The sequence below is a fragment of the Pseudomonas sp. B21-048 genome, assembly GCF_024748615.1.
GTDB lineage: Bacteria > Pseudomonadota > Gammaproteobacteria > Pseudomonadales > Pseudomonadaceae > Aquipseudomonas.
In genome coordinates, this window is sequence record NZ_CP087168.1 from 3,074,571 (window position 1) to 3,099,425 (window position 24,855).

Here is a 24,855-nt window from a genome sequence, read left to right on the forward strand (position 1 = left end):
TTGTGCCGCTCCTGAAAAATCGTACGGCACACAATAGCGGGATTAGATTCTCGAGATAACTAGAGAAACCGATAGGTTTTTGCCCTGTTTCAGCTATCGAGCAATCGATAGTGAGTGGCCCGAACCACGGCCTGAACCCGATTCTTGGCCCCGAGTTTATGCATGGCCGAAGTCAGATGGAGGCTGATGGTGGCCAATGACCGATTCAGTTGGCTGGCAATCTCGGCGGCGGTCAGGCCCTCAGCCGCCCATTTCAGACACTCGCGTTCACGCTTGGTCAGGTGGATGGGGGGCGTGTGAGCCTCTTTGCCAAGCAACGGATAGGCCGCTTCCTGAAAGGCATGGGAAATCAGGCTGAAATCCGCCAGGGTCCGCCGGGCATCGCGCAGGACACTGAGGCTGCTGCCGGTACGCAGTCCGGTCAGGGAGGCAAAACCGCCTCGGGGCAGATGAATCGGGACTGACACCCCACAGGTCATCTGCGTGTCTTCCAGATAATTCACCACGGGCGCATGGCACTGACTGATGACCGGCTCCAGCACGGTGCCCGTCCCGGGTTTGTAAGACCAGACAAAGGGTGAAACACAATTGAGTGCGACCTGCTGGACAGGGTCGATCTGGTAATAACCTTCTGCGCACCAACGCGTATGCCAATCGGCGGGAGTGTTGCGCAATTTGAGCACCGAGGGCGTGATCAATTTGCCTTCATGGTCCAGCGGCACCGGGCTGTAGTCGTACACCAACGCATCAAAGCCCAGCTCCTCGGCCAATAGCAAGGCATTGTCCATCTGCTCATCCAGGCTCTTGCCCGACAACAGACGGGGATTGAGGTCCGATAGCTTGCTTTGCATCCATTGCACTCCTAATTAATTTCAATCCTGAAATTCAGCACGTAGAATGCCACGCCTCGGCGAGGGACTGCCAGACCAAAACCTATAACAAATACTAGCTTTTGGGCGCAGGACTTACTCGGTAAGGTTGAGCATTTGTTCAGCATCCGAACCGGCCAGCATCATAAAGGGAGCGTGCGATGTGGCGTGAAATCGAACCGGATCAGCACTATAACGTCGAAGTCGACGGCCATAATCTGGTGGTTTACAGCTTTGGCGAGGGCGATGAAGTCCTGCTGTGCCTCAATGGCGGCCCGGGCCTTCCCTGCGATTATCTGCGTGACGCCCATGGCTGGCTCAAGGAAAAGGGGTTGCGAGTGGTCGCCTTCGACCAACTCGGCACTGGCGCCTCGGCCAGGCCCGAAGACCCGTCTCTCTGGGACATCACCCGTTATGTCGCCGAGGTGGAAACCGTTCGTCAGGCGCTCGACCTGGGCCGAGTTCACCTGATGGGGCACTCCTGGGGCGGTTGGCTGGCGATCGAATACGCCATTTACCACCCTCACGCCCTCAAAACCCTGATTCTGGAAAACACGGTAGGCGATATCCCGCACCTGTCGCAGGAACTGGAGCGTCTACGTGGTGCGCTGGGCAGCGAAACCGTGGCGATGATGCAACGTCATGAAGCCATGGGCACCCTCGATCATCCGCAATACCAAGCGGCGATCACCCTTCTCAACTACCGCCATGTCTGCCGTCTGGATGAGTGGCCGGCGCCGGTCACGCGTTCTCTGGACGACTGGAACATGGGGCCCTACACCACCATGCAGGGGCCGAATGAGTTTCTCTATGTCGGCAACCTGAAAAACTGGAACCGTCTAAAGGAAATGGCCGACTTCACCATGCCGGTGCTGATCACCACCGGCCAGCATGACGAACTGACGCCGGCTTGTGCCATGCGCATGAAAATGGCGCTCAAGAATGCCGCACTGCATGTGTTCCCCAACAGCAGCCATATGCCCTTCTACGAAGAACCTCACGCCTACTTTCCGGTGTTGCTGGATTTCCTCCGGCAGCACCGAGGTTAGTCGATGAATCTGTCGCGTTACCGTTTCATCCTGTCACGGCCCCTGCAACTGCTACCGGTGCTGTTCGGCATCAGTCTGATCACGTTTGTGCTGGTGCGCTCGATTCCCGGTGACCCGGCGCGCGCCCTGCTCGGCTCGCGCAGTACGCCGGAGGGGCTGATCAGGATTCGCGCTCAGTTTGGTCTCGATCAGCCGCTGTGGATGCAGTACTTCTACTTCCTGAAAAACCTGTTCAAGGGCGATCTCGGCCAGTCATTGCTGTACAAGGTCGACGCCTTGAAGCTGATCAGCACACGCATCGAACCCACGCTGTTTCTGGTGCTTGGCAGCGTGTTGCTGGCCATGTTGATCGCGGTGCCGCTGGCCACCGTTGCGGCTCGTAACAAGGGCGGCTGGGGCGACAACCTGATCCGCCTGTTCACCACCGCCGGGCTCGGCATGCCGGCGTTCTGGCTGGGGATCATGTTGATCCTGCTATTCAGCGTGCAGCTGGGCTGGTTCCCGGTTTCCGGCTATGGCCGCACCTGGCTGGACAAACTGCACCACATGGTCCTGCCTTGCCTGACCATTGCCCTGGCGTTATCGGCGGTGCTGGTACGCAATCTGCGGGCAAGCATGCTGATGGAGTTGCAAGCCGACCATGTCACGGCAGCCCGGGCTCGCGGTCTGTCTGAAGGCGCGGTGTTTCGTCGTCATGTGCTGCCCAACTCGCTCGTACCCGCCGTCAACCTGCTGGCGGTGAACATTGGCTGGCTGATCAGCGGCACCGTGGTCATCGAAAGTCTGTTCGCCATTCCCGGGATCGGCCAGTTATTGGTCCGGGGCATCTTCACCCGTGACTACATGGTGGTCCAGGGCGTGGCGATGGTGCTGGCCTGCGCCACCGTGGCGGTCAACTTTCTCGCCGATGTGATCACGGTAGCCATCGATCCTCGCGTGAACATCCGATGAGCAATCAGGCAACGGCAGCCCCCCGACTGAACCTGCGTCTGGGTGTGCGCAACCCTCGATTGGCCATGGGATTGGGTCTGGCCATCCTGCTCGGTTGGCTGGTGCTGGCGATTTTCGCGCCCTGGATCGCGCCCTTCGATCCCGTCGCCCAGAACACTGATATTCGCCTGCTGGCGCCCCATCTGGCCCACCCGTTCGGCACCGATAATTTCGGCCGCGACGTCTTGTCTCGAGTGATCTGGTCAGCCCGCATCGACTTGCAGCTGGCAGTGATCGGGGTGATTTTCCCGTTCCTGATCGGCACCTGTGTCGGGGCCTTGTCCGGCTACATCGGCGGGCGTTTCGATACGTTCTGCATGCGCCTGATCGATATCATCCTGGCCTTCCCGTTTCTGGTGTTGATGCTGGCGATCATGGCAATCCTCGGCCCCGGCCTGATGAGTTTCTATATCGCCATGGCACTGGTGGGTTGGGTGTCCTATGCACGTTTGATCCGCTCACAGATCCTGATACTCAAGGAAAGCGATTTTGCCCTGGCCGCCAAAAGCCTCGGCTTCGGTCATGGGCGCATTCTGTTTCGGCACCTACTGCCGAACGCGATGTTCGGCTCGATCGTGTTTTCCATGTCTGATGCGGTGCTGGTACTGCTCAACGGCGCGGCGGTCAGTTACCTCGGCCTCGGGGTGCAACCACCGACCGCCGAGTGGGGCACGATGGTCGCCGAAGGCCAGAGTTTCATCACTTCCGCCTGGTGGATCTGCACCTTTCCGGGATTGGCGATCGTCACCCTGGCCATGGGCTTCAGCCTGCTGGCCGACGCTGTCGCCGAACGCTTGGGTGAACGCTCATGAGTACGCCCGTGCTGAAGGTCGAAGCGCTCAGCGTCATCGCCAGCAAAGGTGAGCACGAGGTGACCCTGGTGGATCGCCTGTCCTTTGACCTGGCCGAGGGTGAGGTGCTCGGACTGGTGGGGGAAAGCGGTTCCGGCAAAACCCTGGCTTGTCGCGGTTTAATGAGGCTGCTGCCTTCGCCGAACCTGCGAGTCGAAGGCAAAAACGTGCAGCTGGCCGGGGAAAATCTGTTGCACCTGGACGAGGCCGGCATGCGTCGCATGCGTGGGCGCCAATTGGGGATGATCTTCCAGAACCCCAGCAGTCATCTCGACCCGTTGATGCGCATCGGCGAGCAGATTGGCGAAGGTATTCGTCTGCATCAGGGCGCCAGCCAGCGTGAAGCCCGCGCCCAGGCCATCGACGTACTGCGGCAAGTGGGCATTCCCGATCCGCAGCGGCGCGTTGACAGTTACCCTCACGAATTTTCCGGCGGCATGCGCCAGCGAGCGATGATCGCCGTGGCCCTGGGTTGCAACCCGAACGTGCTGATCGCCGACGAACCGACCACCGCCCTCGACGTCACGGTGCAAGCGCAGATCCTGCGCCTGCTGTTGGATCTTCGCGACCAGCGTGGCCTGTCGATCATCATGATCACCCATGACCTGGGGGTCGTGGCCCAGACCTGCGACTCGATTGCCGTGATGTACGCCGGACGCTTGTGTGAGCACGGCAACAAACACGAGGTGCTCGCCCATCCACGCCACCCTTACACCGCCGGATTGATCGACTGTCAGCCAGCCACCAGTCACGGTCACGCCTTGCTCAAAACCATCGCCGGGCAACCGCCCCTGCTCGATGCCCTGCCCCAGGGTTGTCGCTTCAATCCACGCTGCCAGCAAACCGGCAGCCCATGTACATCACTGATGCCGAGTTTGCAGCCCGTCAGCCATGGGCACCGCATTGCTTGCCATTACCCTTTGGCCGTCGGAGACCACTCATGACCCTGCTCAAGGTCAAGGATCTGCAGGTGCGGTTTGCGGCGCCGGGCACAGGTCTGCTGGGCATGAACCGGCAATGGTTGACGGCGGTCAACGGCGTTTCGCTGACCCTCTCGGCCGGAGAAACGCTGGGGCTGGTTGGCGAGTCGGGCAGTGGCAAAAGCAGCTTGGGGCGGGCGATCCTGCACCTCAACGAGATTTACGCTGGACAGGTGCTGTTCGAGGGCGTCGACATGGCCCACGCCGGGAAGATCGATATCCAGAGGCTGCGTCAGGAAACGGCGATGGTTTTCCAGGACCCATACGCCGCCCTCAACCCACGCCTGAGCATCGGCCAGACTCTGGCGGAAGTGCTCCGGGTCCAACGCAAAGTGCCAGAGCCACTGATAGCCGCCCGAGTCGATGAATTGCTGACCCTGGTGGGTCTGCGCCCCGAATTGGCCGCCCGCAAACCGCACGCCTTGAGTGGCGGCCAATGCCAGCGCGTGGGGATCGCCCGCGCGCTGGCCGTGGAGCCGCGCCTGATCGTTGCCGATGAATGCGTGGCCGCGCTGGATGTGTCCATCCAGGGGCAGATCATCAACCTGTTGCTGGAGCTGCGCCAGCGCATGAACCTGGCGATTGTGTTCATCGCCCATGATCTGGCGATCGTTCGCCGGCTCTGTGATCGGGTGGCGGTGATGTACCTGGGCAAGATCGTCGAAGAAGGCCCCGTGGAGGACGTATTCCGCTCCCCGCGACATCCTTATACCGCCGCACTGATCCAGTCGATTCCAGAAATCGACCCAACCCGGGCGCTACCCACCGACCCTTTGCCCGGTGAACCGCCCAGCCCTTTGCAACTGCCATCCGGCTGCGCTTTTCACCCGCGCTGTCGCTACGTCCGTACCACGTGTAGCCAGGTGGCGCCCCCTACCCGTCAACTCGACGCTCGCCGTTACGACTGCGTGCTCGAGGAGCCACTGTTTTAAAACACACTGCACCCATCAAGAAGGAGTTTGACCATGCGATCCAGGCATTTGAAATTGCTCGCCGCAGCCACATTGACCGCTTGCACCCTTGCCAGCGGCATTGCACAAGCGGCCGGCGTACTCACCATCGGTTGCCGCGAAGAAAGCACCACGTTCGACCCGATCAAGAGCGCGCAAAACCGCGATACCTGGGTGTTTGCCAATGTCTACGACACGCTGATCCGCGTCGACAAGGCCGGCAGCAAGATGGAACCCGGCCTGGCTGAAAGCTGGAAAGTCTCCGACGATGGTCTGACCTACACCTTCAAAATGCGCTCGGCGAAATTCTCCGACGGCTCGCCGATCACGGCCGATGACGCGGCATTCAGCCTGTTGCGCACTCGCGATAACAAGGCCTCGCTGTGGAGCGATGCCTACAAGCTGATCGACACGGCGAAAGCGGCCGATCCGCGCACCCTGGTGGTCACCCTGACCACCCCGTCAGTACCGTTCCTCTCGCAATTAGCCTCGCCGACCGTGTCGGTTCTCTCGCAGAAGGCCATGACCCGCATGGGTGAAGACGCCTATGCCCAGGATCCTGTCGTCTCAGGGGCATTTTTTGTCAAAGAGTGGCTGCGCGGCGATCGTGTGAAACTGGAGAAGAACCCGAATTTCTGGCAAGCCGATAAGGTCAGCCTGGATGGCGTGGAGTGGATTTCCATCCCCGATGACAATACCCGGATGCTCAAGGTGCAGGCAGGCGAGCTGGACTCAGCGATCTTCGTACCGTTTTCGCGAGTCGATGCGCTGCGCAAGGATCCCAACCTGACCATCCATTCCGACCCTTCCACTCGGGAAGATCACCTGCTGATCAACCATGAGCACGGTCTGCTGAGCAAGCCTGAAGTCCGTCAGGCGTTGGACATGGCTATCAACAAGAAGTCGGTGGTTGATACCGTCACCTTCGGCAAGGGTCAGGAGGCTTACTCCTACATTCCCAAGGGCTCGCTATACCACTACGCGGACAACCTGAAGCGTCCATTCGACCCGGTCAAAGCCAAGCAGATGCTGATCGATGCCGGCGCAGCGGGCATGAAGCTGAATTACGTGGTCAACGCCGGCAACGAAGCCGATGAGCAGATTGCCGTGCTGGTTCAGCAGCAGCTGGCGGCGGTCGGTGTGACCGCGAACCTGCAAAAGGTCGACCCGACCCAGAGCTGGCAGATGCTGGTCGACGGTGACTACGACCTGTCCGTGATGTACTGGACCAACGACATCCTCGACCCGGACCAGAAGACCACGTTCGTTCTGGGCCACGACACCAACATGAACTACATGACCCGCTACAAGAACGACAAGGTCAAGAACCTGGTGTCGGCTGCCCGAATCGAAGCGGACCCGATCAAGCGTGAACAGATGTACGTCGATTTACAGAAAGTCGCCAAACAGGACGTCAACTGGATCGACCTGTACTACAGCCCGTACATCAATATTTCGCGCAAGAACGTAGAAAACTTCCAGCAAAACCCACTGGGACGTTTTTCTCTTGAGGAGACGGTGAAAAACTAAGAATGGTGGTGCTGAAGCAGGCCGCTTCAGCGCAACCCAAAAAGGACCTCTATTCAGAGGTCCTTTTTTATGACGATCGTTTATCCATCGTTCTCCCGCAAGTGCTTCAGACTCGAGCGGGTGACACGATGATTTTCACGTTATGTTCCTTGTTGTTAACCAATTCCTCAAAGCCCTGCCCGACAATCTGTTCGAGCTGAATGCGCCCGGTGACCAGCGGGGCGATGTCCAGTCGGCCGTCGGCAATAAAGGCGATCACATCGGCGAACTCACCGTTGTAGGCAAGTGCACCCAGCACCTGTTTTTCGGTGGCGACCAGCTCGAAGAAGTTGAACTCGCTGGGCTCCTCGAAAATACCCACCAGCACACACGTACCGGCCTTGCGGATGAGGTCGATCGCGAGCTTGGCCGTGTGTTTGTTGCCGATGCATTCGAAGCTGACATCCGCCCCAAGCCCGCCGGTCAGCCGTCGCACCTCTGCCAGAGCGTCACATTCATTGGGGTCGAGCACATGGCTCGCCCCCACCTCCAGAGCCTTCGCCTTGCGCGCGCCTGACATTTCCAGGGCGATGACCTGGGCCGCGCCAGCAGCCTTGGCGCACATGATGGTGCACAGGCCGATGGTTCCCGCGCCAACCACCACCACATTTTTCCCCAGCAAACTCCCGGCCTTTTTCACCGCGTGCATGCCCACTGCCAGCGGTTCGATCAGCGCCCCGGCTTCGGCGGGAAAGTTGGCCGGCAACTTGTAAAGCAGGTTGGCCGGCACGTTGACCAACTCGGCGAACGCACCATTGTTCATCAGGCCGGTGAAGGCCAGGTTTTCACAAATGTTGTACAACCCATGGGTGCAGTAATAACAAGTACCACAGTGCTGACAGGCATCCGCTGCCACCGGCTCGCCAACACTGAACCCCTGAACACCGGCGCCGATTTCGACGATCTCGCCACAGAACTCATGACCGAGAATGCACTGCCCTTTGATTCCGGTCAGCGGGTGCGGTGCATCCACCGGGATGAACACTGGCCCGGCCACGTATTCATGCAGGTCGGAGCCGCAAATACCGCACCATTGCACGCGAATCTGGACCCAGCCCGCGGGTGGCGACACGGGCAATGGAACGTCTTCGACACGGATATCGTGACGGCCATGCCAGACAGCGGCACGCATGCTGCGGGCCGGGTTAATTAGAAGGCTCATGTTGGAATCTCCTTGAAGTCGATGGCCTTGGCGACCCGCAAATGGTCGCCAAGGGAGCATTAGTGTTGTTGCACAAAGTCCAGAATCAGCCGATTGACCTGCTCGGCCGCTTCCATCTGCACCATGTGCGCCTGGCCCGGCAGGATTTCGACCTGAGCAGGCAGGCCAACGCTGTGGGCCGCAGGAATGATCGCGTCGTCACTGCCCCAGATCAGCAACACCGGCCGCCGGCCTTCTTGCACCACGCCGCGCAGATCGAACTGTTGCCGTCCTTCTTTGAACAAACCCGAAACCAGCTGGCGCAGGGCCGCGTCCACCCCTTCCAGGCGCTTGTACTTGAGCATGTCTTCGAGCATCTGCCGATTGACCAGTTCGGGATCGGAGAACAGCTGCACCAGCTGTGGTTTGAGGGCATTGCGGCTCGCAGCCTCGACAAAACCTTGCAGGTAATCGCCATTGATTTCCGCGCCCAGGCCGGCGCTGCCGATCAGGCTCAGGGAACGCACCCGATGAGGTGCCAGACGCGCGGTGTTCAGCGACACCGCCCCGCCCATGGAATGCCCCACCAGATGCGCCACGGGAACATTCAGATGATCGAGCAGAGCCAATAGCACTCCGCTCAGCTCATCCAGATTTCCGTGCTGCAGCTGTTTGGTCGACTCGCCATGGCCCGGCAGATCCAGAGCAATCACTCGGCGCTCGGCGGCCAACGCTTCATGATTGAACATCCAATTGTTCAGGTCACCGCCAAACCCGTGCACCAGCACCAGCGGCACTCCGCCTTCGCCACGCTCGAAGTAACGGATCAGCCGCCCGTCCAGTTCGACCTTCTGCGGCTTCGGCCCGCTGTCTTCCTCGACTCCGTCACCTGGCACGAATGCGGCCTGGAACTGCTCGACCACCGCGTCGATTTCGGCCTCACTGGCTTCGCCGTCGACCACGATGCCGAGCAACGCACCGACCGCAAGGGTTTCATCCTGGCGCGCGATCTGCCGACGCAGCACACCGGAAAACGGCGCCTCGACGCTGCTGGAAATTTTGTCGGTTTCTACATCGAGCACCTCATCGCCCTTGGCGATCGCCTGGCCCTCCTCCTTGAGCCAGACATCGACCCGGCCTTCGGTCATGGACAAGCCCCATTTGGGCATGGTCAGGGTATGGATCTGGCTCATGAACGCTTGCTCCACTCGATCAACTTGAGCACGGCGTTTTCGATTTTCGCCGCGTCAGGGATATAGAGGTCTTCCAGGGCGTCGGAGAATGGCACCGGCGTGTGCGGCGCAGTCACCATCTCGATGGGCGCTTTGAGCGAGGCGAAGGCTTTTTGCGCCACCAGCGCCGAAATGTCGGTGGCCATGGAACAGCGCGGGTTGGCTTCGTCGATCACCACCAGGCGTCCGGTCTTTTCCACGCTTTCGAGAATACTGTCCTCGTCCAACGGACTGGTGGTGCGCAGGTCGATGACCTCGCAGTCAATGCCTCGCCCTGCCAGGCTGCGGGCGGCGTCCATCGCCGTGTTGACCGTGCGTCCATAGGAGACCAGGGTCACGTCCTTGCCATCGCGCAGGAAGTTAGCTTCACCGAAAGGGATGGTATAGAGCTCTTCCGGTACCTCGCCCTGCAGGCTGTAGAGCAGTTTGTGTTCGCAGAAAATCACCGGGTCGTTGTCGCGGATAGCCTGGATCAACAGGCCCTTGGCGTCATAAGGTGACGACGGGCAGACGACTTTCAGCCCGGGGATGTGGGTCCACAGCGATGTGAGCATTTGCGAGTGTTGGGCGGCTGCCCGCAGGCCCGCGCCGACCATGGTACGAATCACCAACGGCGTGGAGGCCTTGCCACCGAACATGTAGCGAAACTTGGCCGCCTGATTGAGGATCTGGTCCAGACAGCAACCGGCAAAGTCCACAAACATCAATTCACACACCGGGCGTACACCGCAGGTCGCTGCGCCGACCGCGGCACCGACATAGCCCAACTCCGACAGCGGCGTGTCCAGTACGCGCCCGGGGAATTGATGATAGAGGCCCTTGGTCACGCCCAGCACCCCGCCCCAGGCGTCGTTTTCACCGGGAGCACCGGCGCCGCCGGCGACGTCTTCGCCCATGATGAACACGCTGGGATCGCGGCGCATTTCCTGGGCCAGGGCTTCGTTGATTGCCTGCTGATAACTGATTTTTCTCGCCATGATGAAGGTCTCGATTCTTGTTATAGGGGGCGTTCAGGGATAGGAAACGTAGACGTCGGTGAGCAGATCGGCCGCGCTCGGCTTGGGGTCGGACTTGGCCTTGCGCACGGCATCTTCGATCAGCAGGTCCACTTCGCTATCGATCTGGTCCAACTGGCTGACATCGATCAAGCCGGTCCGGGTGGTGCGTTCGCGAAACTGCATCAGGCAGTCGTTGTGCTCGCGGAAATACTTGACCTCGTCCGGTGCCCGATAGGTCTGGGCGTCACCCTCGAAGTGACCGTAGTAGCGAGTCAACTTGACTTCGATCAGCGACGGACCTTCACCGGCGCGGGCCCGCTCCACTGCTGCACCGGCGGCTTCGTGAACGGCAAAAAAATCGAAGCCGTCGACGGTGACCCCAGGCATGCCGAAGCCGGCCGCGCGGTCGGCAATGTGATCGCACGCCACAGACCAGTTAGAGGCCGTGGCCTCGGCATAACCATTGTTCTCGGCAATGAACAGGCACGGCAGGTTCCACACCGAAGCCATGTTCATCGCTTCGAACACCGCACCTTCATTGGAGCCGCCGTCGCCGAAGAACACCACTGCGACGCTGTCCGTACCTTTGAGCCTGGCGGCCAGTGCCGCGCCCACAACCAACGGTGCGCCGGCTCCGACGATGCCGTTGGCGCCGAGCATGCCCTTCTCGAAATCGGCGATGTGCATGGAGCCGCCCTTGCCCTGACAGACCCCGGTTTTCTTGCCGTAGATCTCGGCCATCATCCCGTACACATCAACACCCTTGGCGATGCAATGACCGTGGCCTCGGTGGTTGGATGCGATGCAATCATCATCCCCCAAGTGAGCCATGACACCGGCGGCCGAGGCTTCTTCGCCGGCATAAAGATGGACGAAACCGGGAATCTCGCCGGTGGCGAACTCCACGTGCAAGCGCTCTTCAAAAACACGGATGGTGCGCATCACCCGATAGGCATGCAGCAATTGATCAGCGGTCAGCGGTGTCGACATTTTTATTCTCCAGGGTGTCTTGAGGCTCAAGTTTCAAAGTGCAAGGTTCAAAGGGTGTTGCGGGTGTTCACGGCCGATGGCCAGCAGCCGCTCTTGCGCTGCATAGGCCAGCGTTGCATTGACATCGATGCTCAGCGGACCGCCGGCATCGAGGGTCACGGTGGGTAAGTCATGGGCGTTGAATTCGATTTCACGCTCGCCATCCAGCGCCAGGGTGCCGCTGGCCAGGCACAGGCGATGGGCAACGCCGGGTTCAAGGCTGGCGGCGGCGAGCACGCCGCAGCCTTGCAACAGGCCGGGCGCCAGTGGCACCAGCAAGGCTTCGCAAGAGTGCGGATCAAGGCGCATCCAGGCGCCGTTGGGGGCTTGGCGCGACACCGGAAACCACAAGCCACAGAGGGCCGAGATGCCAATGGACTGAGGCTCGGCGAAGGTCACAAACACCTCCGCCAGATCGATCCCACGGCTGATTGCACGGGCGCCGATAAAGGGCAACGAGGACACCGCCACGTCCACCAATGCCACTTCGCACAGGTCGCGGCTCGGAATCCGCACCAGCAGGCGTTTATTGCGGCGCAAAGCGATTTCGGGTGGAATCCGCCCGCTGGCGAATAGCCCGCCGGCCAACCCGGCGCTGGTGGCTTCACGCAGTTCCGGGAAGGCATTGTTGGTCCCCGTCGACAGGGTCAGCAGTGGAATGTCGCCGACTTCAGCGGCCACCGCCTTGTGGGTGCCGTCACCGCCGAGCACGGCGATCAACGATACGCCGCGCTCAGCCATCCAGCGCGCAGCCTGACGAGTGTCCGCCACGCTCTGGCGCAAGGTAAGGTCCAGGAACTCCAGGGTTGGCCAGTGGCTGTCACGCGCCTGGCGGCCATGACTGTTCTTCAACACCGCAGCGGCAATGCCGGTCATGTCGGTGGGCATCAGCACCCGCTCGACACCGGTGGCGCCAAAAGCCGCCAGCAGCCGTTGGATCACCGAGACCTTGTCGGTGCTGGAAAACAACCCGGCATTCGCCGTCAGGCGTCGTACGTCCCGGCCGGACGCCGGGTTGGCAATGATGCCGACGGTCAGGGGCAAGCGACTCATGTCACCCCCACAGGTAGAACAAGGAAAAGGCCTCGGCAGGAGAACATAGGGCACCTCTTTTTATTATCGGGTTGCCAGTCGCACTGGTTGCAGGAGCTAGAGCAAGGCCAGTGCCAGATTCGCAAAAAAGCGCCAGGAGGCCTGTTCCAGAGCGGTCTTTACCTGAGTCCATGAGGGTTGGGATCACGCTCGATTGAGACGTCCCATGTCAGCCTGCACGGGTTTGTGGTGAGACCTTGAGACGTTGCGTCTCACCTTCGCCGTGAGTGAACCGATGCTTGTCGACCGTCCATGAACGGCGCTTAATAGCCGCACAAATAAAAGAAGATTGAACCGGAGACCTTAAATGCTTTCCGCACACTCGAAGGCGCACGTGGATTGCGTCAGCCGTGTTTTGAAGAACGCAGCGCACCTGCCGCAACTGCCTGTGTCGGACTTGATATTGGACTCCTGGCGCCGTTCCATGGAGCAACACCACCTGGACCCCGGCTCACTGCAAGGGCCACGGATCCTTTCGCAGAACGTGCTGCAGGAGTGTCAAGAACGCTCCGAACTGTTCCTGCGCATTGCCAGCGAAGAAGTCGCCCGCCTCCACGGTCGCGTGCGCGATGCTGACTACTGCGTGTTGCTTACCGATGCCCAGGGCCAGACCATCGACTACCGCGTGGAAACCTCGATCCGTAATGACTGCCGCAAAGCCGGCCTGTATCTGGGCACCTGCTGGTCAGAAGGCGAGGAAGGCACCTGTGGCGTGGCCGCGGTGCTGACCGCACGGACACCGGTCACGGTGCATAAGCGAGATCACTTCCGCGCCGCTTTTATCGGACTCACCTGCTCTGCTGCTCCAGTCTTCGACCCTCGGGGCGAACTGCTCGGGGTACTTGATGTGTCTGCGGTGCGCTCTCCGGACGACCGCCGTTCGCAACACCTGATCCGGCAGATGGTGGTGCAGAGCGCGCGGGAAATAGAACAGGCGTTTTTCATGAGCAGTGCCCAGGGCTACTGGGTGTTGCGGGCCCACAACAGCCCGGGCTACGTCGACAGCCAACCCGATTACCTGCTCGCCTGGGACGATGACGGACGACTGCAGGCGCTAAACCCCGCGGCGCGGCAGTGGCTGTTGCAAAGCTTTGGTCAGCTGCCGGAACACATCGGCCAAGTGTTCGATCAGCAGTTATTACATCGGGCCAGGGACGAATCGCTTTGCCTGCTTCACTGCCAGGGTGCCCGCCATGCCTTGCATGGACGACTCAACGCGCCACGGCGGGTAAAACGCAACCCTGCGCGCCGGGTACTGTCATCCGCCGAACTCGACCCGCGACTGGAAGAAAGTCTGCGCCTTGCGGTGCGCGTCAAAGACCGCAATTTACCGGTGCTGATCCAGGGCGAAACCGGTTCTGGCAAGGAAGTCTTCGCCCGCCAGTTGCACCAGGCCAGTCTGCGCCGTGAGCGGCCTTTTATCGCGGTGAACTGCGCAGCGATTCCCGAAAACCTGATCGAAAGCGAGCTGTTCGGTTATGTGCCCGGCGCCTTCACCGGCGCTTCGAGCAAAGGCATGCAAGGTCTGCTGGAACAGGCCGATGGCGGCACCCTGTTTCTCGATGAAATCGGCGATATGCCTCTGCCCCTGCAAACCCGTCTGTTGCGGGTTTTAGCCGAGGGCGAAGTGGCGCCCCTGGGAGCGTCACGAAGCAAAGCGATAGACATTCAGGTCGTCTGCGCGAGCCACCGCGATCTGGAAGCACGGGTGACCTCTGGCGAGTTTCGCGAGGACCTGTACTTTCGCCTCAGAGGAGCGCGATTCCAGTTGCCGCCGTTGCGCGAGCGCAGCGATCGACTGGCCTTGATCAACCGGATACTCGAAGAAGAATCGTCGGCCTGTGGGATAGCGGTGCAACTGGGAAGCGCCGCACTGGAATGCCTGCTCGGCTATCGCTGGCCGGGAAATGTGCGCGAACTGCGGCACGTGCTGCGTTACGCCTGCGCGGTGTGCGAGACCCATTTGATTCTGTTGAGTGACTTGCCTGAGCAACTGCTCGGCCATCGACTCAGTGATCCGGCTTCAGCCGACACCGTGGAACGCTGCGCCAGTCCGGAACGCCAGGCACTCATCGATGCCCTCGTGCGTCATCGCTGGAAGCCCACCGCCGCAGCCAAGGCTTTGGGCATCTCCCGGGCAACGCTGTATCGACGAGTGCATCAACATGACATCGACATGCCTGGCAGAGGCTAAACACAGCTTCATCCGGCGGCCTCGCAGGCTATCGGGCAGCATACGGGTGCCGGTCAAACGTTTCGCCGCTACAATGCGCACCTTGACCGTGACAAGCCAGACTAAAAAAACATGTCCCTACCCAAACATCACCTGGAATTGCTCAGCCCCGCCCGCGACGTGGCCATCGCCCGCGAGGCCATCCTGCATGGCGCCGACGCCGTGTACATCGGGGGCCCGAGCTTCGGCGCACGCCACAACGCCTGCAACGAGGTGAGCGATATCGCCCAATTGGTCGAATTCGCCCGTCGCTACCACGCCCGGGTGTTCACCACCATCAACACGATCCTGCACGACAACGAGCTGGAGCCGGCCCGCAAGCTGATCCACCAGTTGTACGATGCCGGCGTCGACGCGCTGATCGTCCAGGACCTGGGCGTGATGGAGTTGGACATCCCGCCGATCGAGCTGCACGCCAGCACCCAGACCGACATCCGCACCCTGGCGCGGGCGAAGTTTCTCGATCAGGCCGGCTTCTCCCAATTGGTACTGGCCCGCGAGCTGAATCTCCAGGAGATCCGCGCCATCGCCGACGAAACCGATGCGGCGATCGAGTTCTTCATCCACGGCGCACTGTGCGTGGCGTTCTCCGGCCAGTGCAACATCTCCCACGCGCAGACCGGCCGTAGCGCCAACCGTGGCGACTGCTCCCAGGCTTGCCGCCTGCCATATACCCTCAAGGACGAAAAAGGCGGTGTGATCGCTTACGAAAAACACTTGCTGTCGATGAAGGACAACAACCAGAGCGCCAACATCCGCGATCTGGTTGAAGCCGGCGTGCGCTCGTTCAAGATCGAGGGTCGCTACAAAGACATGGGCTATGTGAAGAACATCACCGCCTGGTATCGCCAGCGCCTGGACGACGTTCTCGAAGACCGCCCGGACCTGGCCCGCGCATCCAGCGGCCGCACCGCGCACTTCTTCCTGCCCGACCCGGACAAGACCTTCCACCGCGGCAGCACCGATTACTTCGTCAGCGACCGCAAGATCGACATCGGCGCCTTCGACACACCCACCTTCACCGGCCTGCCGGTGGGCGTGGTGGAGAAAGTCGGCAAGCGCGATCTGCTGGTGGTCACCCACGAACCGCTGTCCAACGGCGATGGCCTCAATGTGCTGGTCAAGCGTGAAGTGGTGGGCTGGCGCACCAACATCGCCGAGCCGAAGGGCGAGTTCGAAGAGGACGGGGAAAAGCGCTACCGCTATCGTGTGGAGCCCAATGAGATGCCGAAGGGGTTGCACCAGCTGCGACCGAATCACCCATTGAGCCGCAACCTCGACCACAACTGGCAGCAGGCCCTGGTCAAGACCTCCGCCGAGCGCCGGGTGGGTCTTGCCTGGGTCGCTCGCCTGCGTGAGGATCGCCTGGAGCTGACCGCCACCAGCGAGGAAGGTGTCAGCGCCAGTGTCGCCCTGGACGGTCCATTCGGCCTCGCCAACAAACCGGAACAGGCTCTGGAGCAACTGCACGACCTGCTCGGCCAACTGGGCACCACTCAATACCACGCCACGGCTATCGAACTGGATGCACCGCAGGCGTATTTCATCCCGAACTCGCAGCTCAAGGCCTTGCGCCGCGAAGTCATCGAAGCGCTGACCGCGGCGCGCATCAAAGCCCACCCACGGGGTGGTCGCAAGGCCGAGACCGAGCCCCCTCCGGTGTACCCGGAGTCGCACCTGTCGTTTTTGGCCAACGTCTACAACGAGAAAGCCCGCGGCTTCTATCACCGTCACGGCGTCAAGCTGATCGACGCGGCCTATGAGGCTCACGAGGAGACCGGCGAGGTGCCGGTGATGATCACCAAGCACTGCCTGCGTTTCTCCTTCAACCTCTGCCCCAAGCAGGCCAAGGGCGTCACCGGCGTGCGCACCAAGGTCGCTCCGATGCAACTGGTGCATGGCGATGAGGTGCTGACGCTGAAGTTCGACTGCAAGCCTTGCGAGATGCACGTGATCGGCAAAATGAAGGGGCACATCCTTGACCTGCCGCAACCGGGCAGCGTGCAGCCGGTCGTCGGCCACATCAGCCCTGAAGACCTGCTCAAGACCATCCCTCGCGCGCCCCACTGAGTGACTGGCGAGCGCGCCGCTACGGCGCTGCGCTCGCAAAGCGGCTGAATGTTAAAAGTGTGACCAAGAGGGATTTGCAGGCATAAAAAAACGCCGGATCGGCGTTGGCGTTTTCTGTAAAGACAATCATCCAGGACTCCCGCACTACCTGCCGGCGGAGCCATACTTGGATGAGTATAAGGAAAATGGCAGGGGCGGCTGGATTCGAACCAACGCATGGCAGGATCAAAACCTGCTGCCTTACCGCTTGGCGACGCCCCTGTATCTGTTGCTGCGAGTGCCCGGCACTCTCTTTCTGATTTGTCCGAGCCTCTGCAAGAACGGGCGGCAATTTATCAACTTTCGCTTCGCCTGGGAAGCCCAACACAAAAATATATTTGTTTTAAAACAGATGCTTACTCCTGATCCTGGAGGGCGCCATGGCAGCTGTTACCGATACACTGAAGCTGTTTCTCGCCGGCGATGTCATGACTGCCCGCGGCATCGACTCAGTATTGCCGCATCCTGGCGATCCGCGGCTTTACGAAGACTATGTCAAGAATGCCGGCGATTACGTCCGGCTGGCAGAAAGACTCAATGGCCCGATTCCCCTCCCCGTCGATTTCACCTATGTCTGGGGCGCTGCGCTGGATGAGCTTGAACTTCGCCAGCCACACGCACGCATCATCAATCTGGAAACGGCGGTGTCGCGCCGCGGACGACCGGAGCCAAAGGGCATCAATTACCGCATGAGCCCGGAGAACTTCCCGGCCATCAGCGCAGCCGGCATCGACTGCTGCGTGCTGGCCAACAACCATGTGCTGGACTGGGGGGCAGCCGGCCTGGCCGATACGCTGGATACCTTGTCGAGCAACGGTATGTGCAGCGCCGGCGCCGGGTACAACCGACAGTCTGCCGAAGCGCCCGCCGTGCTGCCACAGCCTGGCGGACGACGCTTGCTGGTGTTTGGCCTCGGCGATCCCGACAGCGGCATTCCATCGGACTGGGCCGCCACGGATAAGCGCGCGGGCGTCGCGCGGTTGGAAGATCTGACTATGCAAAGCCTGCGCCCTGTGGCCAAACGGATTCTCGAGAGCAAAAAGCCGGGGGATCGGGTGGTCGCCTCCATTCATTGGGGCGGCAACTGGGGGTTCGATATCCCGCGCGAGCAAGTCCGGTTCGCCCATGCCTTGATCGACGAGGCTGGAGTTGACGTGGTGCACGGGCATTCCTCGCACCACGTCAAGGGCATCGAGGTGTACCGCGAACACCTGATTCTCTATGGCTGCGGTGATCTGCTGAATGATTACGAAGGCATCGAGGGCCACACAGACTTTCGCGGCGACCTGGGGCTTCTGTACTTTGCCTCGCTGGGCCTGGGCGGGCAGCTGAAGTCGCTGGACCTGATACCCACCCGCCTCTGTCGCTTGCGCATCTGTCGCGCCGAAGGGGATGACCGCCAATGGCTGCACGACACCCTTTCTCGCGAGTGCGCACGCTTGGGCAGTAGCATTCAGCCGGGCGCGAAAAATGCCTTCGAGTTGCGTTGGTAATTGCCTACTTTGTGGCGAGCGAGCTTGCTCCGGGCGGCGTTCCGACGTTGGGCTGCGTAGCGGCCCCAAAAAGCTGATATCGGGCAGTTACCGACACTCTGATCCCCTTTCGGACCCGCTGTTCTGGCGGGCCCACTTCTATGCAAATGGGGCTGGATTGCCGTTAAATATCAATTCACCCCACGCCTCGCCACCAGGATCAATTTATGCCGCTGAGCTTTCATAAAATGCACGCCAATGGCGATGACTTCGTCATTGTGGACGCGCGAAACTCGGCTAATCCAATGACAAGCACCCTGGCCCGGCAAATGGGTGATCGGCATCGAGGTGTCGGATTCAATCAAATCGCGGTGATGCTCGATTGCGATGATGCCGTTGCGCGCGTGATGTTCTGGAATGCGGATGGCTCCACGCTGGATGTTTGTGGCAGCGCAACGCGGGGTGCCGCGGATAGGCTGATGCGCGAATTAAACCTTACTTCGATAGCGCTGCGAACCAACCGTGGTCTACTCACGTGTGAGCGAACCTCAACCGGCGCGATTTCCGTCAACATGGGAGAACCTCTATTCGGCTGGTCGGATATTCCTCTGGCCCTGGAACTGGATACCGCTGTTTTACCACTGGCGGGTGGCCCAGCAGCGACCAGCATGGGCAATCCGCACTGCACCTATTTTGTGGATGATCTGACAGCCGTTGATATAGCGACCCTCGGACCGACCATTGAAACCAACCCTCTGTTTCCTCTCAAGACGAACGTGCATTTCGTCCAGATCATTAACCGAAAGCACATTCGGTTGCGCATCTGGGAGCGCGGAGGTGGCATTGCGCTCGGTTCTGGTTCCTGCTCCTGTGGCGCCGCGGTTAACGGGATTCGTCGTGGCTTGTTAGACCCTTGCGTTGAGGTTGAATGTGATGGCGGAACCGTAACGGTTCAATGGGATGGCGTGGGATCTGTCTTTCTCATCGGGCCGGTGGAGACAACGTTTTCGGGAACTGTTCACGACAGCCTCTCCTTCAGGCTATGAATCGGCGGCCATCGAATAACTGACCTATTCTGAATCGACCGACAAAAGATCACCCTTTTGAGGTATCTGAACTCGTTACAGCAATGGAGGCTGAATGATGAAGGAGCATTCGATTGAGTTTCGCGCTGGAGAGGCGCTTACGCCACACTCTTCGCCCCTCGCCATGACCCGTCCCACCCAATCTGCCACGCTCAATAGTCGCATCGAGCTTTACACCCAGGAGCCGATGGTCAACTGGCTAGGTCCGTTTCAGCTAATGCGTACGGGCATACAAACGGCCGTGGCCACCACGATGGGTGCCTTCGCCGACCCACGCGACGTGCTGGGCATGCTCAACCCTCGGGACTCTAACCCGCCCATTCAGGTGGCTGGCGACGGTGACGTGTGGATCGACTATCTGGCCGATACTGGCGACGGCTGGGACTCCACCTATTCCATGGCACTGTGCGTCAGTCAGGATGTCAAGTTGCCGGACTACCCGCTCACGCTGCCGCGCGGTGACGTGTTGCTGCTCGGCGGCGATCAGGTCTATCCCACACCGGCCCAATCCGGCTACCGCACCCGCTTCCTGGATCCCTTCCGTGCCGCCTTTCCCGCGCCGGTACCCAAGGTTCGCCCTGATGAGCAGGACCAACCCGTGCCGCAGCCGGGTGCCCCGTGGATAGTGGCGACGCCCGGCAACCACGATTGGTATGACGGCCTGCGCGGTTTCTCCCAACTGTTTTGCGAGCGCAAGCCCATCGGCGGCTGGGAAACCCGCCAGCGCACCAGTTACTACGTGCTGCAACTGCCCAATGGCTGGTGGATCTGGGGTCTGGACCTGCAGCTGGAGTCCCTGATCGACCAGCAGCAGAAGCAATACTTCGAGCAGATGCACGCCAAACTGCAGCCCGACGATCGCGTGATCCTCTGCACACCCGAACCGAGCTGGGTGGACGAGGCCGAACGACTCGCACGCGTGGGGCGCAAGACCTTGCCCTCGATCGAAACCAAGACCCCACGCTTCAGCAGCCTGGGCGATATCGAACAGCTCTTGGGTGACCACTTGGCGGTGGTCTTGGCCGGAGACTCGCACCACTACGCACGCTACCAGCCAAAAGCGGGCACCCAGGCGCCGCAGCGCATCACTTGCGGAGGCGGTGGCGCTTTCTTGAATGGCACACATCAGCTTCCAGATCCGCCCGAGCCGATCACCGTTGGTGGAGCCCGGCAGCACTATGATCTGGCCGCGGTCTACCCGGACAAAAAGACCTCCGAGCAACTGCGTAATCGGGCCTGGCGGCTACCCACCCGCAACCTCTCGTTCTGCGGCATGTTGGCCATCTTGTACCTGCTGTTCGACTGGATGGTACAAAGCGCCAGCAAGGTACCTCACCCGGCGCGTGATAACCGCAGCCTGATGGAAGTGTTGTCTGGACTCGAAGCGTCTATTCCCAACCTCCTCGAAGCGTGGCGACAGCTATTTCTGGTCATGGCATACAGTCCTTCGTCGGTCATGCTCGCCGTGACCATTGTGCTGGGTTGCGCAGTGTTCTCAGCCACCGGGGTCAAGCGCACCCGCAAGCTCGCCTATGGCGTCGGGGCCGCTCACGGGTTGCTTCACTTGGGGCTGGCGGTCGGACTGCTGTGGCTCATGGGCCGTGTCAACATCTACTACTTTCAATTGGAGGTAGACAACCTACGTCAAGTCTTGTTGTTTCTGGCGGGGACGCTGCTGTTCGGCGGCGTTTTGGGAGGCCTGCTGTTCGGCGCCTGGATGGTGATGGGCAACACTTTATGGGGGCTACACAGCGAGGTGGTTTTTTCCTCGCAATGCATCGCCGACCACAAATGCTTCCTGCGTATGCACTTCAAAGGCGACCAACTCACGATTTACCCGCTCAAGCTGGAGAAGGTCTGCCGGCGCTGGTCCCTGGGATCAGGCGTCGCCAAACTGGCGAAGGTGCAGCGCACCTGGAGGTTGCGGGCAACGCCAGAAAGCACGGGCCCGCGTTTTGTGCCAGCCTCGGGTGCGCTCGAACTGCAACTGATCGAGCCGCCCATTGAGATTTTGCGTGGAAGCCCACCTATGAGCTCACACCGTTAAGCAAGCCCGGTTCAGAGACAGAACCAGCGATGAGTAACCTGTGGCGAGGGAGCAAGCTCCCTCGCCACAGGTTCAGTATCACGCTTAACTGACCGGCATTACGGCAGCCTGGCTCCTACGCAGATGAAGCGGATATCAGAACCAGGTTTCCATCTGTATGCCGTACTGCCATACACCGCCGGCGTTGAAGTCCGACTTGCCGAAATTGTCTACGGAGCTGTATCCGTCCAGGTCCGAAGACCAGTTCATGAGGCTGGCGAACACTCGCAATTCGGGACGTGTGAGCAGGTCTCCAACGTCAGGTTTGAATGTCGGGGCGATGGTGAATTTCCAGAAATTACCGTCGACCGCATTACGTTGCATGTAGCCCTTGGGGTCGAGGTCCATCGTTTGCCAACTCATTTCGTAGGCCATCTCGAAATTGCTGTTGATTTCATTGGCCAACCGCACGTTCAGGGTCATCCAGCGGTAATCGTCACCCTTGACGTACCTGTCCTTGCTCTGTTCGGCCAACAAGCTAGGACCGATGCGCCAGCCGGGGGCAATGGGCGTCTCACCATAAAGCGCCAGACGCAGCGCGCGGGCGTCGTCGATCAGTTCGCCATCCGAACCGATGTTCTTGACCTCTGCCCCCAGACCTTGCCCATAGAGCAGTGCCGTTTTGAAGAAGCCTTCCCTGCCGAAAAAGTCTTTCTGGTGATTGGCCAACATGCTGTGCAAGCCGGAATCCGCAGGCGTCAGGCCTGCCTCATTGGTGCGGGTGGCAAAGTCGTTTTTCTTCGAGCCAATGCCATTGAACATCCACTGCCACTGACCATTATCGAAGAACTGGTTGGAGGTCAGGATGTAGCTTTCCACATCGGCATTGACACCGCCCTCACTGAAATCCCCGTAATTACGCCCGATCAAGGAGTAGTTCGAGCGCCAGTCCTTGTTCATCTGCACATCGTAGATACCACCCCCGGTGCCGGCCAGAAAGACGACGTCCGAGTCCAGCCAATGGATATCGAAATTGTCCCTGTCGAATCGTTTACCTGCCCACAAGGTGGAATTTTCGAACACTGAGTTGCCCTTGAAGGCGGCGAGATGGTCGAGTTCGGTAAATACCTGACGCACGTTCAGGTTACTTTCGTCGGCCGTCCAGTCATTGGAACTCTCCACACCGTCAGCGATGGACACCGTGAATTTGGAACGGGTACCGTTCTGCGCCAGGATTTCTTTCGACAGGTCGATGCGCATGTAGGTGTCGTCTTCGTTACCGAGTCGCCCGACTGCCCCCCCGACTGAACCGGCCGGGGTGGTATAAGGACCGCCACGACCACCACCCAGCCCATCGTTGATCAACAATCCGGAGCGCGCGTAGCCTTTGAAGCTGAAGCCGTCAGTGAGGTGTGCGCTGCTGTCCTGCTTTTCCATGCTTTGCTGACGGGCTTCGAGTTTTGCCAGTCGAGTGTCCAGAGCAGGCGCCGACATGGCTGCTGCGGTAGACGCTGCAGGCTGCAAGGTTGGTGTGGCGAGTTTTATCTGTTGCAATTCCCTGGCGAGGGCCTGGGTTTGCTGTTCCGCTGCCGCTGCGCGTTTTTCCGCTGCGCTGGCACGGGCTTCAAACGCAGCCATGCGCTCTTCCAGAGTCGCGGCCTGAGAGGTTGCCGCCGAGGTGCCGAGCACGCCTGCGATTAGCCAACTTGATGCTTTGTGCATGTGAATCCCCTGTTTTGTTTTTATTTTTTCTGCTACCGCAACCGGCCTTTCTTCGTGAATTGTGAATTCTCAAAATTGACGAAAAAAAGGATGCCTCATCGCAAATACGCTGCTACATTTGGCGATGTTAACGTTAACTTTTCTAAAAACAAAAATAAAGAGGGCTTTATGAAAGCGCTTAAATCTCTTCTTCCAGTAGCACTGCTCACCCTTTGTGCCGGGCTTCCATCCCTCTCGAATGCAGCTGATTTGACGATCTCCTGCGGCGCGGTGGGTGCGGAGTTACAACTCTGTAAAGAGGCTGTCGAGGCGTGGTCGAAACAGACCGGCAACCACGTCGAGGTGGTCTCAACACCTAACTCGGCAACCGAGAGGTTGTCGTTCTACCAACAGATCCTCAGTGCGCAGTCCAGCGACATCGACATCATTCAAATCGATATGGTGTGGCCGGGGATGCTGGCTAAACATTTGATGGATCTTCGCGAGGTGCTTCCTGCCAATGCGACCCAGGGCTACTTCCAGGCTCAGGTGGATAACGCCACGGTGAACGGACGGCTGGTGACGATGCCGTGGTTCACCGACTCGGGCCTGCTGTATTACCGCAAGGACTTGCTCGAGAAGTACAACCAGCCGGTTCCCCAGACCTGGGAAGAAATGACCGCCACCGCCCGGAATGTTCAACAGGCCGAGCGCGCTGCCGGGAACCCCAATGCCTGGGGTTACATCTTTCAGGGGCGCGCCTACGAGGGCCTGACGTGTAATGCGCTGGAGTGGATCAGCAGCCAACCGCAAGGCGGGCTGGTCAATCCGCAAGGCGACATCGTGATCAACAGCCAGGCCTCGAGAACGGCGTTGACCCTGGCGAAAAGCTGGGTAGGAGACATCTCCCCGCGTGGTGTCCTCAATTACACCGAGGAGGAAGGCCGTGGCGTATTCCAGTCGGGCAATGCGTTGTTCATGCGTAACTGGCCCTATGTCTGGGCCCTGGTGCAAAGCAAGGACAGTGCGGTAAAAGACAAAGTCGGCGTCGCTCCCCTGCCACGTGGCGGCGAGACCGGCAGCCATGCCTCCACCCTCGGTGGCTGGGGTCTGGCGGTATCGCGTTACAGCGCCCATCCAAAACTTGCCGCCGAGCTGGTGAGCTACCTGAGCAGTGCCCAACAGCAAAAACATCGTGCGCTGATCGGCGCCTATAACCCGGTGATCGAGTCGCTGTATCAAGATCCCGAGTTGCTCGCGGCCATGCCTTATTACGCTCAGTTGCACAGCATTCTCAACGATGGGGTCATGCGCCCCGCCTCAATAACCGCCGATCGCTATCCACGAGTCTCCAATGCATTCTTCGATCGAGTGCATGGTGTGCTGGCGGGCGAGTTGCCTGTGGATCAGGCGCTGGCCGAGCTGGAAAGCGAACTCACGCGCATCAAACGCCGGAACTGGTAAGCCACAAGGAAGAAA

The 24,855-nt window shown here is 60.1% G+C and carries 19 protein-coding genes and 1 tRNA gene; 12 read left to right on the forward strand and 8 right to left on the reverse strand.

Features of this window, described 5'->3' with window-relative positions; genetic code table 11:
- Positions 1–89: 89 nt before the first annotated feature.
- A complete protein-coding gene (locus tag LOY56_RS14520) occupies positions 90–851 on the reverse strand; it encodes a LuxR family transcriptional regulator (RefSeq protein WP_258614993.1) in 762 nt (253 codons plus the stop codon).
- A gap of 179 nt (positions 852–1,030) precedes the next feature.
- On the opposite strand from LOY56_RS14520, the gene LOY56_RS14525 reads away from it, so the two are divergent.
- From LOY56_RS14525 to LOY56_RS14550, 6 genes are read left to right on the forward strand one after another with little or no spacing between them, the layout of a single operon-like run.
- The gene (locus tag LOY56_RS14525) at positions 1,031–1,918 is read left to right on the forward strand and encodes a proline iminopeptidase-family hydrolase (RefSeq protein ID WP_258614994.1); all 888 of its coding nucleotides are present in this window, start codon (positions 1,031–1,033) and stop codon (positions 1,916–1,918) included.
- Between the two features lie 3 nt (positions 1,919–1,921).
- Positions 1,922–2,869, forward strand: a complete 948-nt coding sequence (locus LOY56_RS14530; RefSeq protein WP_258614995.1) for an ABC transporter permease — start codon at positions 1,922–1,924, stop codon at positions 2,867–2,869.
- The gene (locus LOY56_RS14535) at positions 2,866–3,720 is read left to right on the forward strand and encodes an ABC transporter permease (RefSeq protein WP_258614997.1); all 855 of its coding nucleotides are present in this window, start codon (positions 2,866–2,868) and stop codon (positions 3,718–3,720) included. The genes LOY56_RS14530 and LOY56_RS14535 overlap by 4 nt, the downstream gene beginning before the upstream one ends.
- Positions 3,717–4,703, forward strand: coding sequence for an ABC transporter ATP-binding protein (locus LOY56_RS14540; protein WP_258614999.1), 987 nt, complete (start codon positions 3,717–3,719; stop codon positions 4,701–4,703). The genes LOY56_RS14535 and LOY56_RS14540 overlap by 4 nt, the downstream gene beginning before the upstream one ends.
- On the forward strand, positions 4,700–5,671 hold the full coding sequence (locus LOY56_RS14545) for an ABC transporter ATP-binding protein (RefSeq protein ID WP_258615000.1): 972 nt from the start codon (positions 4,700–4,702) through the stop codon (positions 5,669–5,671). Before LOY56_RS14540 ends, LOY56_RS14545 begins: the two co-directional genes overlap by 4 nt.
- A gap of 33 nt (positions 5,672–5,704) precedes the next feature.
- Entirely contained in the window at positions 5,705–7,219 is a 1,515-nt protein-coding gene (locus LOY56_RS14550) for an ABC transporter substrate-binding protein (RefSeq protein ID WP_258615002.1), read from the forward strand.
- 106 nt (positions 7,220–7,325) lie between these two features.
- On the opposite strand, the gene LOY56_RS14555 is transcribed toward LOY56_RS14550, so the two are convergent.
- From LOY56_RS14555 to LOY56_RS14575, 5 genes are all read right to left on the reverse strand, one after another.
- A complete protein-coding gene (locus LOY56_RS14555) occupies positions 7,326–8,390 on the reverse strand; it encodes a 2,3-butanediol dehydrogenase (RefSeq protein WP_258622665.1) in 1,065 nt (354 codons plus the stop codon).
- An 89-nt stretch (positions 8,391–8,479) separates the two neighbouring features.
- The gene (locus tag LOY56_RS14560; protein ID WP_258615005.1) at positions 8,480–9,592 is read right to left on the reverse strand and encodes an acetoin dehydrogenase dihydrolipoyllysine-residue acetyltransferase subunit; all 1,113 of its coding nucleotides are present in this window, start codon (positions 9,590–9,592) and stop codon (positions 8,480–8,482) included.
- Entirely contained in the window at positions 9,589–10,608 is a 1,020-nt protein-coding gene (locus LOY56_RS14565) for an alpha-ketoacid dehydrogenase subunit beta (protein ID WP_258615006.1), read from the reverse strand. Before LOY56_RS14565 ends, LOY56_RS14560 begins: the two co-directional genes overlap by 4 nt.
- A gap of 33 nt (positions 10,609–10,641) precedes the next feature.
- Positions 10,642–11,619, reverse strand: a complete 978-nt coding sequence (locus tag LOY56_RS14570) for a thiamine pyrophosphate-dependent dehydrogenase E1 component subunit alpha (RefSeq protein WP_258615007.1) — start codon at positions 11,617–11,619, stop codon at positions 10,642–10,644.
- 33 nt (positions 11,620–11,652) lie between these two features.
- A complete protein-coding gene (locus LOY56_RS14575; protein WP_258615012.1) occupies positions 11,653–12,711 on the reverse strand; it encodes an ATP-NAD kinase family protein in 1,059 nt (352 codons plus the stop codon).
- A gap of 346 nt (positions 12,712–13,057) precedes the next feature.
- Here LOY56_RS14575 and LOY56_RS14580 point away from each other — a divergent pair, with 346 nt between their 5' ends.
- Positions 13,058–14,944, forward strand: coding sequence for a sigma-54-dependent Fis family transcriptional regulator (locus LOY56_RS14580; RefSeq protein ID WP_258615013.1), 1,887 nt, complete (start codon positions 13,058–13,060; stop codon positions 14,942–14,944).
- Positions 14,945–15,055: 111 nt separating this feature from the next.
- Positions 15,056–17,053: a U32 family peptidase gene (locus LOY56_RS14585; protein ID WP_258615014.1), complete on the forward strand. Its 1,998-nt coding sequence runs from the start codon at positions 15,056–15,058 to the stop codon at positions 17,051–17,053.
- Between the two features lie 186 nt (positions 17,054–17,239).
- Here the strand turns inward: LOY56_RS14585 and LOY56_RS14590 are convergent.
- A tRNA-Gln gene (locus LOY56_RS14590) sits at positions 17,240–17,314 on the reverse strand.
- A gap of 158 nt (positions 17,315–17,472) precedes the next feature.
- Between LOY56_RS14590 and LOY56_RS14595 the strand changes: the two genes are divergently transcribed.
- The 3 genes from LOY56_RS14595 (at position 17,473) to LOY56_RS14605 (ending at position 21,696) form a co-directional block, all read left to right on the forward strand.
- Positions 17,473–18,585 carry a CapA family protein gene (locus LOY56_RS14595; protein WP_258615015.1) on the forward strand — a complete coding sequence of 371 codons (1,113 nt, stop codon included), beginning with the start codon at positions 17,473–17,475 and terminating at the stop codon, positions 18,583–18,585.
- Positions 18,586–18,791: 206 nt separating this feature from the next.
- Positions 18,792–19,610, forward strand: a complete 819-nt coding sequence (gene dapF, locus LOY56_RS14600; protein ID WP_258615016.1) for a diaminopimelate epimerase — start codon at positions 18,792–18,794, stop codon at positions 19,608–19,610.
- Positions 19,611–19,707: 97 nt separating this feature from the next.
- On the forward strand, positions 19,708–21,696 hold the full coding sequence (locus LOY56_RS14605) for a metallophosphoesterase (RefSeq protein ID WP_258622668.1): 1,989 nt from the start codon (positions 19,708–19,710) through the stop codon (positions 21,694–21,696).
- 135 nt (positions 21,697–21,831) lie between these two features.
- On the opposite strand, the gene LOY56_RS14610 is transcribed toward LOY56_RS14605, so the two are convergent.
- Positions 21,832–23,397 carry a carbohydrate porin gene (locus LOY56_RS14610; RefSeq protein WP_258615017.1) on the reverse strand — a complete coding sequence of 522 codons (1,566 nt, stop codon included), beginning with the start codon at positions 23,395–23,397 and terminating at the stop codon, positions 21,832–21,834.
- Positions 23,398–23,565: 168 nt separating this feature from the next.
- On the opposite strand from LOY56_RS14610, the gene LOY56_RS14615 reads away from it, so the two are divergent.
- Positions 23,566–24,840: an ABC transporter substrate-binding protein gene (locus LOY56_RS14615; RefSeq protein ID WP_258615019.1), complete on the forward strand. Its 1,275-nt coding sequence runs from the start codon at positions 23,566–23,568 to the stop codon at positions 24,838–24,840.
- Positions 24,841–24,855: the final 15 nt, after the last annotated feature.